The 14,267-nt window shown below is 61.3% G+C and carries 14 protein-coding genes and 1 tRNA gene; 4 read left to right on the top strand and 11 right to left on the bottom strand.

The features are described from left to right. The coding region (locus B7Z66_14130; GenBank protein ID OYV75093.1) for an adenylyltransferase at positions 1–1,410 on the bottom strand (1,410 nt) is incomplete at its 3' end. 185 nt (positions 1,411–1,595) lie between these two features. Then, positions 1,596–2,834: an ATPase gene (locus B7Z66_14135; GenBank protein OYV75094.1), complete on the bottom strand. Its 1,239-nt coding sequence runs from the start codon at positions 2,832–2,834 to the stop codon at positions 1,596–1,598. 379 nt (positions 2,835–3,213) lie between these two features. Here B7Z66_14135 and B7Z66_14140 point away from each other — a divergent pair, with 379 nt between their 5' ends. Together B7Z66_14140 and B7Z66_14145 are read left to right on the top strand one after the other, a co-directional pair. Continuing rightward, positions 3,214–3,456, top strand: coding sequence for a hypothetical protein (locus B7Z66_14140; protein OYV75095.1), 243 nt, complete (start codon positions 3,214–3,216; stop codon positions 3,454–3,456). A gap of 11 nt (positions 3,457–3,467) precedes the next feature. Further along, entirely contained in the window at positions 3,468–3,902 is a 435-nt protein-coding gene (locus tag B7Z66_14145) for a twitching motility protein PilT (GenBank protein ID OYV75096.1), read from the top strand. 1,322 nt (positions 3,903–5,224) lie between these two features. Here B7Z66_14145 and B7Z66_14150 read toward each other — a convergent pair. From B7Z66_14150 to B7Z66_14185, 8 genes are all read right to left on the bottom strand, one after another. Next, a complete protein-coding gene (locus B7Z66_14150; GenBank protein OYV75097.1) occupies positions 5,225–6,073 on the bottom strand; it encodes a hypothetical protein in 849 nt (282 codons plus the stop codon). Further along, a complete protein-coding gene (locus B7Z66_14155) occupies positions 6,070–6,924 on the bottom strand; it encodes a hypothetical protein (GenBank protein ID OYV75098.1) in 855 nt (284 codons plus the stop codon). Before B7Z66_14155 ends, B7Z66_14150 begins: the two co-directional genes overlap by 4 nt. A 244-nt stretch (positions 6,925–7,168) precedes the next feature. Then, a complete protein-coding gene (locus tag B7Z66_14160) occupies positions 7,169–7,363 on the bottom strand; it encodes a hypothetical protein (GenBank protein ID OYV75099.1) in 195 nt (64 codons plus the stop codon). 105 nt (positions 7,364–7,468) lie between these two features. Beyond that, positions 7,469–7,544, bottom strand: a tRNA-Phe gene (locus B7Z66_14165). A 257-nt stretch (positions 7,545–7,801) separates the two neighbouring features. Then, positions 7,802–8,077, bottom strand: a complete 276-nt coding sequence (locus tag B7Z66_14170; GenBank protein OYV75100.1) for an oxidative damage protection protein — start codon at positions 8,075–8,077, stop codon at positions 7,802–7,804. Beyond that, complete coding sequence (locus B7Z66_14175; protein ID OYV75101.1) at positions 8,043–9,155, bottom strand: A/G-specific adenine glycosylase; 1,113 nt, start codon at positions 9,153–9,155, stop codon at positions 8,043–8,045. The genes B7Z66_14170 and B7Z66_14175 overlap by 35 nt, the downstream gene beginning before the upstream one ends. Further along, positions 9,152–9,760 (bottom strand): hypothetical protein, encoded by a 609-nt coding sequence (locus B7Z66_14180; protein OYV75102.1) that lies wholly within the window; start codon positions 9,758–9,760, stop codon positions 9,152–9,154. Before B7Z66_14180 ends, B7Z66_14175 begins: the two co-directional genes overlap by 4 nt. Next, positions 9,720–11,717, bottom strand: a complete 1,998-nt coding sequence (locus B7Z66_14185; GenBank protein ID OYV75103.1) for a hypothetical protein — start codon at positions 11,715–11,717, stop codon at positions 9,720–9,722. The genes B7Z66_14180 and B7Z66_14185 overlap by 41 nt, the downstream gene beginning before the upstream one ends. Positions 11,718–12,255: 538 nt before the next feature. Here B7Z66_14185 and B7Z66_14190 point away from each other — a divergent pair. Next, positions 12,256–12,753, top strand: a complete 498-nt coding sequence (locus tag B7Z66_14190) for a host attachment protein (protein OYV75106.1) — start codon at positions 12,256–12,258, stop codon at positions 12,751–12,753. Between the two features lie 35 nt (positions 12,754–12,788). Here the strand turns inward: B7Z66_14190 and B7Z66_14195 are convergent, their stop codons facing one another. Then, positions 12,789–13,604, bottom strand: coding sequence for a hypothetical protein (locus tag B7Z66_14195; GenBank protein ID OYV75104.1), 816 nt, complete (start codon positions 13,602–13,604; stop codon positions 12,789–12,791). 291 nt (positions 13,605–13,895) lie between these two features. On the opposite strand from B7Z66_14195, the gene B7Z66_14200 reads away from it, so the two are divergent. After that, a partial coding sequence (locus B7Z66_14200) for an integrase (GenBank protein OYV75105.1) occupies positions 13,896–14,267 on the top strand: 372 nt, incomplete at its 3' end.

Raw genomic sequence — 14,267 nt, forward strand, 5'->3', positions numbered from 1 at the left:
GCCGTTCTTGGTGATTTCGCTCGCGACGAAGCCGATGCGCCGCACGTTGATGTCGCGGTGTTCCCGGGAGAACCCGAGTTCGCTGGAGAGGTTGCGGCGTACGATATCGCCGTCGAGCAGCGTGGCCGGCCGGCCGCCGGCCTCCACCAGTTTGGCGTAAATCAACTTCGCCAGGGTGGACTTCCCGGCCCCGGAGAGCCCGGTGAAAAACAGGGTGAAACCCTGTCGGCTGCGTGGCGGAAAGACGCTGCGCAGTTCCTCGATGACCTCCGGGTAGCTGAACCACTCGGGGATGTCCTCGCCGGAGGTGAGCCGGCGTTGCAGCTCCTCCGCGCGGATGTCGATACCGGTATCACCGTCGCGCTCGATGACGCCGACCGGCAGGTAACGCCCGCGGCGCGCGACATAGCGCATCTCGTCCGGTGCAACCATGCGGATCGTCAACTCGGATTGATGCCGGGCGACGAGTTCCTGCGCGGCACGGGTACCGTAGAAACCACCATCCGGCCCGCCGCACGCCTCGGGACTGCCGTGGCAAGGTTCAACGATGAGGTGTGAACAGCCGTAATTCTGATGGATGATCGCGTGCCACAGCGCGGAGCGCGGGCCCGCGTAGCGGAGGGCCAGGGGCAGCAGTGCAAGCGTCGCCAGCCCGTGCGGGAAACGGCGCTGCACGGCCTGGTAACAACGCACGCGCGCGTAGTAGCGCCGGTCGCCAGGCGCGGTTACGCCCACGGCCGGGTGCAACAATACATGGCCACCCACTTCTTTCGCTGCCGCCAGGGCGAGTTCGCGCTCCAGGCGATGGATCGGTCCGGCGACCTGGTATGCGAGGACTTGGCGCCACCCCAGCGCGGCGAACGAGTGGCGCAGGGTCTCCGGCGCCTGCCAAAGGCTTTCGAAGTCGTAGTGGCAGGGCGGCTCGATACCCTCGACGACGCCCCCCACATACGTATCGTGGACCTCTTCGTACAGGTAGCGCACGCCGGGATGGGCCTCGGATTGCGTCCCATAGACGACCTCGGCCTCGCGGCGTTTGTCGGGCCGCCAGACATCCTGCACGGTCAACAGGGCATGGGTGAAGCCTTCGGGGTCCCGCAGCGCCAAACGGGTACCGACAGCCAGGCGGTCTACCGCCGCGCCGGGTACGTCCAATGTGACCGGAATCGGCCACAACAAGCCGGATGGCAGCCGCATCTCCCGGAGCACGGATTCATACTCCGCCTGCCCCATGAAACCGCGCAGCGGGGAGAATCCACCATTCAACAGCAACTCCAGATCGGAGATCTGGCGCGGCGACAGCACGATCGCGGCTAGATCCCGTGACTCGTCCTTCAGCCGCCCCGCCGATGCCGGGTCCGCGAGCAGTTGGCACAGCGTCCCCCCGTGGGGGGCGATCGAGAATTCCATGCGGGCGGCCTGGGGATCTATAACAGCATGTTTTTAATTAAAATTTAAAACTTCATCGGGTTTCGTCGATTGTACCGCAAAGCACCCGGAGCGCCTAGCCGCAGGCGCAGGCGCAGGACGGAGGATGGCACAAACCGGCGTGCGCAGCGGCAACGCCCACACGGGCGTGCGGGATGGGGGGTGATTCACAAAAAACCTGTCATTCGCCATATCGCACTGACTGGCAGTGCCATGTAGTTCTCTCCAAATGCGACAGACTGCTCCCCCATGTACAGTACGATTCCCCGTACGAACTGCCTGCGTGTATCCTCCGACAGTGCATCGAACCCGGAGAAGTCTTTTCGCACCACTGTTGCAGATGCTTTCACCTCCAGGCTCACCAGGCGACCTGCTGCGTCTTCAAGCAGAATATCCGCTTCCCTGCCTGTAGTGGTCCGATAATGATGCAAGTTCACCCGACTTTCCGACCATCCGGTCTGTTTGCGCAGTTCATTGACAACAAAATTTTCAAGCAAATGGCCAAAAAGCGCGGGATCTCGATCGAGGCTCTGGCGAGTAATGCCTGCCAGGTGGGCTGTTAGTCCGGAATCGATCAGATGAATCTTGGGTGACTTGATCAACCGCTTGCCAAGATTCGACGACCAGGCTGGCAGTGGCTGGAACAGAAAAGTGGCATGCAAAAGGCTCAGATAGCGCTTGAGGGTACTGTTGGGTATACCGGAACTGCGTGACAGTTCCGACATATTCAACAAGCTACCGACGTGGGCAGCCAGCAGGGATAACAGGCGCGGCATGTCCGTTAGCCCCTCGATATTCGCCAGATCGCGCACGTCGCGTTGCAGTAACGCAGCAATATAGGCGGCAAACCAGGCATCACGACGTTTTCCCGCAGGGCGCTTTATTACCTCCGGATACACGCCCGCGAGGACGGCGCCTTTTAGATCAACCGCATCACCAGGTTGCAAGACTGGCAAGCTTTCGGCAAAAACGCCGTCAAGAAATCTTTCCCGCCGCCCGTGCAACTCTCCCTGAGAGAGCGGTAACAGGGTAATTAATTCCATACGACCAGCAAGCGACTCGGAAATTTGCGGCAGCAGCAGCACATTGGCTGATCCGGTCAGTAAAAAACGACCAGGGCGACGATCCCGATCCACCGACATTTTGATCGCGGGAAATAAGCCGGGGGCTTTCTGTACCTCATCAATGACCGCCCGATCTCCGAGCCCGGCAAGAAAACCATGGGCATCAGAACTTGCCGCAGCCAACTGCGTGGCATCATCCAGGGTGATGTAAGGAATGGAACGCGCCTGCGCAAAGTCCCGGGCCAGCGTACTCTTACCTGTCTGACGGGCACCGTTTAACAACACCACTGGCGTATCAGCTATTGCGGCTTGCAGTTCTGACTCGATATTTCGCTTATACATGGTGGATAATTCACCATTGAATGGTTATTTATACGCCACGCAGACTATCTCACCCCCGAGTTCTCTTGCAATGACAAAGCAGTCATCAACCCCCACTATGCACACAGCAGAATCGTAGCGATACGGTCACGCATGACCTCAAGCGCGCTGGCAGACATCACGTCGGGTGATTTGTAAGGCACTGTTTATAGATATTTAATAGCCCATTTTGGCCAGTTACTGTTCGCATCACCCGGGACCGGTCAACCATATTGTGCGGGAGCGCCCATTCGCGTTTTCCTCGCAGTTGCTGGCCAACGGCCACCGTTATCTTTACTATTGACATATAGTAAAGATTTTCCTATCTTTACGTGACACTGATGAGTAAAGAGGTCGCGCCATGCCGCTGCTGAGCCTGAAGCGTCAGATTACGATACCGAAAGACGTCTGTGACCGTCTCCATGTTCAACCCGGTGATGAGATCGATATTTTCGAGCACGAAGGCCGAGTCACTCTCATCAAGAAGCGCAAGGGCGCAAGCCGCGGGGTGCTCAAACACCTCAAGGCGGAGCGTCGGTATTCCGATGAGGAGTCCTTGATCGACACCGTCGCATCGAGACGGTCGTCTCCGGCCAGAAGCTAGAGGCGCGCTGCGTGATCGCGATCGACACCAACGTCTTGTTGCGGCGGGTTCTCCATGACGATGAAGAACAAACCGTGCGCGCCCGGAAGCTTTTTGAAAGCGCCGAGTCTGTATTGATCACAGACGTCGTGCTGGTGGAGACGGTATGGACCCTCACGGGGAAGCGCTACAAAGCCACGAAGGAAGATATTCGGACGCTCGTGATAAGTCTACTGGAAGAGCCCAATACGGTTTTCGAGAGCCAACAAGTGATCTGGTCGGCGCTTAATGATTTTGTTGCTGCTAAACCGGTGAAAACAGCCAATGGTGCAAAAACGGCGGATTTGGCGGATGCGCTGATCGTGAACAAGACGAAGATGGTGGCCCGCGACAGGCATCTAGCCTACCAGGGCACCTACACCTTTGATCAGGCGGCGTTGCAGATCGATGGAACCAGAACTCCTTAAATCAGCAAAAAACACTTACCGATCGCATCCGAACGATGCTCTAAACAAGACGCCGCGTCGGGCTGCGGCTCGATAGCAGTGGGCCGCCTGGTAGCTTAGGGTCGATGGTTCGCGCTCGTCGGCCTAAATAATAGCGGTCGTTCGACGGACGGATCTCCTCAATGGCAGATGACCGACGCATTGTCGACCCACGGGCCGACGAGCGCCAATATCGACAATGGCCGAGGTGCACGGTTAGCCTGTGGGGCAGGTTCAAGATGTACAGCAGCCATTCAAATGGCAGTTCTATGGGATCGGCGAGCGGCTGTAGTTGGCCGGTAGCGGAAGCTAATTATGGTCGAAGCATCAGCACGTACGTGCGCTGACCGGCGTTTGGTTCCGCGATCTCACTCAAAGGTAATATTTGCCGCATGAATGCGGTCAGATCCCTTCATGGCTACAACACGACCTTAGCGAACAGCCAGCCCGACCAGTCAGCGCTCACCCACCTAGCGCGCCCCCAAGCCATCGGAAACGCTGAACGCACCACGCCCGATTCCGGGCAACAAATAGGCCCAATCGGTCTGCTCGACCAACCGCCGACGCGGATTTCGTGTGCAATAAATTGCACACGGATTCGTTTTGTGTGGGGGGTGTATTAACTATAACTTATTGATTTATAATGGTGGCCAGGGACGGAATCGAACCGCCGACACGGGGATTTTCAGTACTCTGTTACTCTTCCTAATCCACTGTTTTTAAGGCTAAATAAAGTGATTACCTCGGCCGATATTGCACACGAAACCACCCGATTTCGGGCTTGCGGAGCATTGCACACGAGACGTCATGGGCATCACGAGACTCCCCAGCGGTCAATGGCGGCTACAGATCCGTCGGAAAGATCTGCGCGTCAACGCCACCTTTCCGACCGAGGTCAAGGCACAGGCCGCCCATCGCCAGTATACCAGCGGCCACCGGCGCGGCCGGGCCTCGCTGACGCTCGATAACGTCTGGTCGTTGTATGAGCCGTCGCTGCCTAGTACGCCCATGCATTCTGCTTAAGCAACGCGATTTCCTCAGGCTGCATCACCTCATCCGCTTCGTCCACATCGGCAATGACGATCTTCTTTACATCAATGGCTTTCTTCAAGTCATCACTGTCAATCCATTCGCATTTCCACAACTGCGGCGACTCTCCGTTCACAATTTTTCAGATGGGTTCATCGCTCTCAAAACTGATGCCGACTGCCCTTGGCTGCGTCACACGCTGCAACCAGATTTCTAGCGACAATGGGGTCTGGAGGCACCTGACCAACTCGGACGTGGCGATCAGCACTCACTTACTACGGCAGAAGGGCTAGCAGCCTCGACTCTACGGTACTCGCGGCCTCCTCAGGCTGGTAATTCAGGTCGTGTTTGAGTAACGCCGCCATGTCTTGGCAGAACCCAGCCTTATCCGCGACACACTCGTGCAAATGGGCCAGGAAGTCTTGTCTGGACACGTGCGTGTCTTCGTCTTGCATATAGTGGGTGAAGGCTAGGACAACCTGGCCAGGGTCTACAGACGCCGTGCTCTGTGAGGTTAATGCCCAGTAGAGGTCGAACAGGTCTCGACCTTTCTTGCGTTGAAACATCGCACGCATCTTGGTACCCAGCATCTCGTTGATGTTGTAGGACACGATCGTTACCAGCGCTGTGTTTCCCCGGAACTCTAGCTCGAAGGGGAGTCGCTGTAACTCGAACCTCGGTGTTCTCTCCGTTACATTCACCTCAACCTCGATGATCAGCATTCGACCGGTTTCGGCGACACTAGGCACCCGGAAAACACAGCGAAGGATGCGCGAAGGCCTTGCTGCGTTTCGCACGGCGAGCTTCATAGCCATCCAGGCAGACGATTGCTCTTTACCTAAAACGCCTCTAAGCACTCGCATCAGGGCCTTCTTGATGTGCTGCTCCGGACGTTCTCCAACCACAACTAGGTCTACATCCTCCGAGTACCGTGCTGCGGGAGCAAGGTGAACCTTGTGGAGTACCGTGCCTCCCCGCATGGCGACCTGCGCAGATAAGAACTTGTCCTGGAAGATTGCACAGATCGTCAAGCCCAGAAGCAAATCCTGCTCTACCTGGTAAAGCTCCGGCCAAGGCACATTTACCTGATGGACGAGCACGTCTTCTAGCGTCAATGCTATCAAGCCCGTTGCTCCTTAAGCCCAAGGTTGTCTACTACATTCCAGCGGGTAGATAAGGGGGACCCGGTAGCTGGGTGTGCCGGTTGCAGCGGGATGCGCACGGTCCGGCGCGGCAGTGATTGGTGGACAATATTCGCCAGCGTCTCCGCCCCAAGAATGTCGAAGATATAGCCCATCCGTTGCTTCGCAGTCACCATGGGTTCTACAGCGAGTGCTTGGCGAAGACCTGCGGCGTCGATCGCGGGTAATAGGCCGGCAATGACCTCGACTGCCCGCGCCATGCCACCTACGCTTTTACTGAAAGTTGTGAGGTCCAGTGCCGTGGCGGCTGCACTACTGATAGCCAACGCCGCAGGGAGGCCTCGGATCTCAGCCAACGGCGTACGGTGCAGGCCGACCTTGACGTGGAACTCCAACCGTACGCGGCTTAGGGTTATAGGACGCATGGGTTTTTCAGTGATGACTTGAACGACTTGCACCGCTTGCTGGGATGAGCCGTGCTTTGCCGCGGCCGACAGTAGCCCCAGGTAATAAGCTTGCCCACGAAGTCGAAAGTATGCCTCCAGCCAGCGGTCCACGGGTGGCGCTCCCCGTACCCTGTGCTCAGGGGGGATTATCAGGTAGCTGCTTTTACGGCCAGGCAGCCGTTTCACCCGTCCCCCAACGCCAACGTGTTCCAGTTGTCGTTTCACCGCTAGCGGCGTCAGTCCGCTAGCCGCAACCAGTTCGTCCAGACCGACCACCAACCGGCCACGCGCTTGCGCGTCGTCCAAAAGTCGCAAAACGAGACCCGGACGGTTGGGTACCGACAAGAGAACGGGGCGATCAGAGGGTGTGGGGTGATCTTGAATCATTGCTAATCTCGTTTTCGAATAATACCTATATCAGATACTATTCGCAAACATAAATGACTAGAGGCAATTTAGGGTCAGCGCAAGGTAAGCCTTCCACGGTAAGACCGGGGCGCTCTGCAAGCAGGTGAGGACTGTATTCTTGGGGTTTTCCATAAAAATGCCTGGTTTTATCCGAGTGTATAATTTTCAACCTGTTAACAATCAGAGGGCCCCCCTCTCTGCCAACAACCTCTTTGTATAGCGCCTAGACTAGGCAGTGGAGATGTACATGCTGACCGAGGTTCTGCCTCCGCGTGTGCAGCACCGCTGCACCAGCTTCCTGGTGCCGGGGGTCCTGCCCGAAGGCCTTGAGGGTGCTCCAGTCGGCCTGAAAGAGCAGGTGGTAGATGACACACCCGATTCCTGGCAACAAATAGGCCCAATCGGTCTGCTCGACCAAGCGCCGACGCGGATTTCGTGTGCAATTTATTGCACACGGATTCGTTACTGTGTTGGGGGGAGGATGGATTAACTATAGGATTAACTATAACTTATTGATTTATAATGGTGGCCAGGGACGGAATCGAACCGCCGACACGGGGATTTTCAGTCCCCTGCTCTACCAACTGAGCTACCTGGCCTATGGGGCAGCCCGCGGGATCCGCGGGGAAAAGGGGCTCCATTTAAGCGGGAACCGCTTTTGGCGTCAAGCGATCAAAATCCAGTGGTTGCGGTGTCGGCGCATGCGCTTGGGCGTATCACGAAATCGGGCGGGCGGGTTTCGGCATTTGTGTCAAAAGATCGAACCACCGGCCCTGATCCGTCGTCCCGTCTCGGGTCGTTTTCGCGGCGGCACCCTACGGGCTTCGGTGGCACCCCGCCCCGCCGTCACCGGGATCTATTTGCTCCCCGGGGCGACATAGCCGGCAGGCATCTCGGCACCTTCCCCGAAGAAGAACGCCTCCATCTGGCCCTCCAGATATTGCCGGGCCTTGGGATCCATGGGTGAGAGGTGGTTCTCATTGATCAACATGGTCTGGTGCTTGAGCCACATCTGCCACGCTTCCTTGGAAACGCTTCCGTATAACTTCTTGCCCAGTTCACCCGGGTAGGGAGCGAAATCCAGGCCCTCCGCCTCCTTACCCAGTTTCACGCATTTCACCGTCCGTGCCATGGGAGTCTCCTGTCAAGTTCCGGTGCAGTTGATCCAGCAGCCGCCGGACCGGCGCGGGGAGGCCGCGGCCTAGGCGTTGGTCAGTGTTATACCAGAGCGTGTCCGGACCTTCCATGACCCGCGCGCCCACGCCCCGGACCCGCGCATAGATCGGCGTGATATGGAGCCGGAAATGGGTGAAGGTATGCTTCAGCACCGGCCAGGGCTGGTGCTCCGAGACCTCACATCCGAGCCGCTCCCGGCACCAGTCCGCCACCGGCGCGCCCTCCGGGACCTCCGGGAAACCCCATAGCCCACCCCAAACGCCGGTGGGTGGACGGCGCACCAGCAAGACCTCGCCCCCTGCGCGGCACAGCATGAGAAGACGGGTCGCGCGTTCGGGCAGCGCCTGGCGCGGCTTGGGGGACGGAAACGCACGCTCGCGGCCGGCCCGGTGCGCGGCGCAATCCGTCTCGAGGGGGCATGCACCACAGACGGGGGACGCGCGGGTACAGACCGTCGCGCCCAGGTCCATGATGGCCTGGGTATAGGCGGCCACTTGGTGCCGCGGCGTATATCGCTCGGCGAAGCCCCAGAGCCGGTCGGCAACCTTGGGCAACCCCGGCCACCCCTCGACCGCGTGGAACCGCGCCAGGACCCGCTTCACGTTGCCGTCGAGGATCGGATGGCACTGCCCATCCGCCAACGCCAGGATCGCCCCCGCGGTGGAACGACCCACGCCGGGCAGGTCCTGCACGGCCGCTATCTCCAAGGGAAACCCGCCCCGGTAGCGCGCGTGGATCTGCTCGGCCGCGCGGTGCAGATTTCGCCCCCGGGCATAGTAGCCAAGGCCGGACCAGTGGTGCAGCACTTCGTCCAGGGATGCGGACGCGAGCGCCGCCACGTCCGGGAAGCGCGCCATGAAGCGCTCATAATATGGGATCACGGTGCCGACCTGGGTCTGCTGAAGCATGATCTCCGAGACCCAGACGCGGTAGGGGGTGGGGTTGATCTGCCACGGCAGATCCTTGCGGCCGGACCGGTGGTACCACGCCAGCACACGGGCGCTGAAGCTGCCGCTGGACCGCTCCCCGCTCACGGTGTCGCCAGGGCCGCGTGCGCCGTGCCTTCCATCCGCTCCAGGTTCGCGGCGGTCTGCAGCGCCTCCTGGCGCATCTTGTAGCGGATGATCCACGGCCCGATCAGCGGGGGCACCCAGAACGAGGGGACCACGTCCACGTCAAAGTAGAGCCGGGAGGCTTGGCGCCCATCCGGGACGACCCGCCAATGCGCCAAGCCATAGCGGAAGTCACTGAGCGCCGGGATTGTCCGCGCCACGATCTCCCCGTCCGGGCGCTGCTCGACGTCCTGTACCTGTTTCACAGTGAAGCAGAAGAACGCGATGCAACCCCGCACCAGGGTGCGTACCCGCGTAATATTTCCGGAGCGCGCGAGCACCTGGCTTTCGAGGATGGCGGGGTTGAGGCGCCGCAGGTGCGCGTAGTCCGTGATCAGCGCGCGCACCCGGTCCGCCGGCATCGTCAGATCCATCACCAGCGTCAGCCGGTAATTGGCCTGCTCATGCGTCACGCCTAGCTGGACAACGTCCGCCGCGCGCGCCGCCTGCATGCCCAGTAGTACGGACAGGATCCCCGCCGCGAGCCTATTTGAACAAGTTCTCAAGACCCTTCGGGATACGATCATGCAACTTTTCCTGGATCTGGTGCCGGATCTCGGATTGCACCTTCTGCTTCAGCAGTCCTTCGAACGCCACGCGGAACTTGGGTTTGGCGAACGTCCCGCTGATGCGTATGGGCACCGTGAGGCCCTTGAGATCCTGCACACTCTGACCGCCGCCGCACTGCACCGGGTTCAGGAAGGTGGCCTGCAGACCGTAGTCCAGGGTCTGATTCACCAGGTTCGCGGTACCGCTGCCGGTGGCGCGCAGTACCGGTGAACTCAAGAGCAGGTCGTTGTTGTTTACGATACCGTTGGTCACGATGGCGGTACCCGTGAGGCTTCCGAACTCCGTCTCCTGGGGGACATTTCCCCCGCCGGAGATCGGCCGCTGTTTGTAGATCGCCCACGCGGTGCATACCAGATGCACCACGTTCACGCCCTGGAGCGCCCCGTCCTTGAGCGCGAAGCGCGCGTCGCCACTCATGGTGCTGCGCATCCGCTCGATGTTGGTACCACGCGCGGTGATCCTGGCCCCCAGGTCACCGGTACCGGAGATCTTCTTTACCCCCATGAGATCCTGGACCAATGGCCCAACCTGAACCCCGTTGAGGTGCTCGTTGAGGGAGAGCACCGGCACCGATCCACTGGCGTCGAGCCCGATATCGCCGCTGTAGGTGCCTTGATACAACTTGGCGGTGGCGGGATGCACTCGCAGGTTACCGTTCTTGGAGCGGACCGTGAGCCGGATGTCCGTGGAATGGAGCTTGTAGGCCGTCAGGCTGGCAATCTTCAAGGTCCCATCCAGATCCAGCGCGCGCAGGCTGGCCACCGGCAGGGCGCCCGCGGGCGCCGGCGCACCGGCCGCCGCGGCGGGTGTCACCAGGCTCATGCCGGTACGCGCAGGCTGCGGGGGCGCCGGCAGATAGCGGTCCAGGTCCAGCTGGTTCACGTCGAGATCAAACGAGATTGAGGGGTGGGCGAAGTTGCGCACGCCGAGCGTGCCGGCGAGCCGCGTGGCGTCCAGATTCACTGTCAGCGGCTCGACCTGTACGCGACCCGGGGCGGTAACGACGGTGAACTGGGCCGACGCGGTATCCAACGCCTTGGGGTCCGCGGTCTTCGGTGCCGCCATGCCGAGATCGGCCAGCAGCCGACGCGGGCTGAACGTGGGCACGGCCAGTTGTGCACGGAACCGCGGCGCGGACAGCACCTGGGTACCCGCAACATCACCGGTGATCTTCAGGTCCGCCAGCGCCAACGACAGCTTGTTCAGATCCAGGGTCTGACGATCCAGATCCAGCTTCACGCCGCTGTGCAGCTTCACTGCCACACCCTTCGCGGGCAGGCCCTTCCCGGTCAAGGCGAACCGCAGATCCACGTCAAAGGGGGCACCGGGCTGAATGGCGCCGGTGGTCAGGTTCAGGCCCTTCACGTCATACCGGCTACCCGACTGGCGGTCGTCCCAGCGCACCGTGGCGTCACTGACCCGGACACCACCCACCGCCAGGGCCGCCATGGGCAGCGTGCCACCCTTGGTCTTTGTCTGGGATGGCGCAGGTTGGGCCGCGCCACCCTGCGTTTGTCCGAGATCCGCCCAGTTGGTCGTGCCGCGTTTGTTGCGCTCCAGGTTGAGCACCAACCCATCCAGGACTACGGTGCCCATCTCCACCCGCTTGCGCAACAGCGGCAGCAGCTTGACCCGCAGTTCGGTGGAGGCGATCTTCGCGAATGGTTCCGTGGAAAACCCCGGCGGATTGCTGAGCTCGGTCGGACCCAATTGGAGCCCAAGCCAGGGGAATACGGACAACTTGATGTTGCCCTGCAGGGTCAGGTTCCGTCCGGTCTTTTCCTTAACCAAGGCAACGATCTGGGGCTTGTAGTCGTTCGGGTTGACGAATATCGGGATCAGGATCGCGGCCGCGACCACAACAACCACCAGCACACCCAACAACCACGCAGTGAATTTCAAGAGTTTGCCCATAGCGTCCTTCCTGGTTGGAGCGGCGGGAACCGGGAGACCCGGATCCTGGTTGGAGAGCCGGAACCGGCGGCCAAGTATAACACCGCGGATGCAGACGCCACCGATCGGTGTGAATTGCTCACCGGGCTCCGGCCGCGGCCGGAGCCCGGACGGGTCGTACTCCCTGTGTCCGTCTCGACATCGTGTCCGCTACGTCGTGGCTGCGCCGGGTAACCGCGGGAAAGCCGCGCTATGAATCCCGCTCCCGCGCCACCGGGGTGGACTTGATTTACCGGTAACCGGGGGTGATCATGGTTTTGAGGCGCTGGCCTATCCGGCCGCGCCGCGCCCCCCCGCCCCATGAAGTGCGCAGCAGGAGCAGCGCATGGACTTGGCGACCGGCATGTTTGCGATCTTGGACCCCGCCCCGCGGAGCGCCTGCCCGCGGGACGTTTCCGCATTCGATCCCTTTAACTCCGATGCATCGGCCCGCACCCCCGCCGCCGCCTTCACCGTCATGGAGCCGGCCGGGTCCCGCGCGCCGTCGAGGAGGCGTGGCATGAACGAATACTGTGTAGTTGTTACCGATGGCGCACGCGCCCGGTTCTTCACGCTGGAGCCGGCGGAGTTTCCGCAGATGCAGTCCGGGCCCAACCTGGTGGAGCAGAAGGACCTGGTGAACCCTGAGGGGGAGATCCCCGACGCGCAGCTCTGGGCCGATACCAAGTCCGGACGCAACCGCGCGCCGGGGGGCGGACCGGCGCACGGATACGACGACCACCGCGAGCAGCACCACGATGAATTCGAGCGGCGGTTTGCGCGCAGCGTGGCGCACGAGGCCATCCGGATGACCCACGGCCGCAACGCGCCCGTGGTAGTGCTCGCCGCCCAGAAACGCATGCTGGGATTCCTGCGCGCGGCGCTGGCGCCGCTGCTGAAGACCGGAATCGGATTACGCGAACTGGCCAAGGATCTGAGCAAACACGCGCCGCTGGATGTACATGCCCACTTGGCCAAGGAGTGCCTGATTCCCGCGCGGCGCGGCCCGTCCGCCTAGCCCGCATCGCTCACCAGGCCGGGGGGTTTGCGTCGTCAGCCGGTCGGCGGCCGGGTCGGACTTCCCGGCGTCGCCGCCAGCCGGGCACGAAGTTGCTTCAGAAAGCCCTCGATGCGACGCGCGTTGGCACCCAGGTCGCTGCGCCCCACCCGGGAGACGGAGCGCAGGTCCACCCGGGTCCCGCCGGTCACCGGGGTCAGGCGCACCACCACGTCATCCTTGAATCCGTACCAGAACGTGGTGGCGGTGGCTTCGATGCGGCCGCGGGCGGGCACCGCCGCCACCACGTCCCAACCCATGCGGTGCGCCACCTTGAGGGCTTGGCGGAACACATCGTCGAGGGGAAGACGGAACACCGCAGGCTGCACGCCGGGGTAGGCCTTTGCCTGGAGGGCCGCCACCGCCGGGCCCCCGTAAGTGGCCGGATCCGGCGCTCCCTGCCGCAGGGGCAGGATCGCGGAGAACCGTGGGGGATCGGCCGGATCGGTGGTGATGTCGTGGATGGGCGGTGCGGCCTCGGCACCCTGAATCTGTGACCAAGGCACCCATACCGTCGCCAAGGCCACGATAAGCCCCAGAAACGCCGGGAAAAACGTCCCCCAAGACCGCCCGAGGGGGGCAAGCACCACCCCCAGCAGAGAGACCGCGGCCGCGGCAAGGGCGCCATACACCGCCCAGCGCAATATCAGGAATCCCGTGCCGAAGTCCCACCAACCCCAGCGATGGCCCAGCCCCGACAGGATCGCCAGCAGGGCACACAGAAGTGCCGCGACGAAACCGATCCGTGGCACCGGACACACGGCGCGCCGTAACCGGCTGCGGGGTTCCTCGACATCTCGCACATCCGCCATGGCTGTTCCTTGGGACAACATCAAAGGCCGCCGGCCGCCCACCGGCGGAGGGTAACTCCAGGCCCATGACAATGGACCTGCCGCGTCGGCGGGCGTTCCGCACGCTACTGGATCCGCGCGGCTTTCCGTGACATCAGAAGTGGAATGGAGCGGGTGAAGGGAGTTTCATAAGTTACTAGAAATAAACACTAATTTTTGCTATACTTACCCACACAGAACCTACACAGGTACGGCAAAACAAGCACTTACGCCGCCGTTCTGCACAGTTTCTGCACAGTGGGAGGCGAAGAGATGCAGTTCATCACCGATAAGGAGCAGTTGAAGCCGGGCCTCATCATCTTCCGGCGCGGCGATGTCGGGCACGACAATTATTATTGCCGCGTGAGAATCCAGAACGAGGACCGCTACAAGACCATTTCGCTGCGCACGTCGGACCGGCAGACGGCGCGCGACTACGCGCTGGATCAATATGCGGACATCCGCTTTCGGGTGAAGCACGACGTTCCCGTATTCAACCGCCCCTTCTCGCAGGTGGCGGAGGAGTATGCCGAGGCGCAGCAGCGTCGCGCCAACGCTGGCGAGGTGAGCCAGGCGCGCGCGATGAACGTCAAGAACAAGATCGACGGCCCCCTCAATGCCTATGTCGGCAGTACGCAGGTGCAT

The sequence above is a fragment of the Chromatiales bacterium 21-64-14 genome (genome assembly GCA_002255365.1).
Lineage (GTDB): Bacteria > Pseudomonadota > Gammaproteobacteria > 21-64-14 > 21-64-14 > 21-64-14.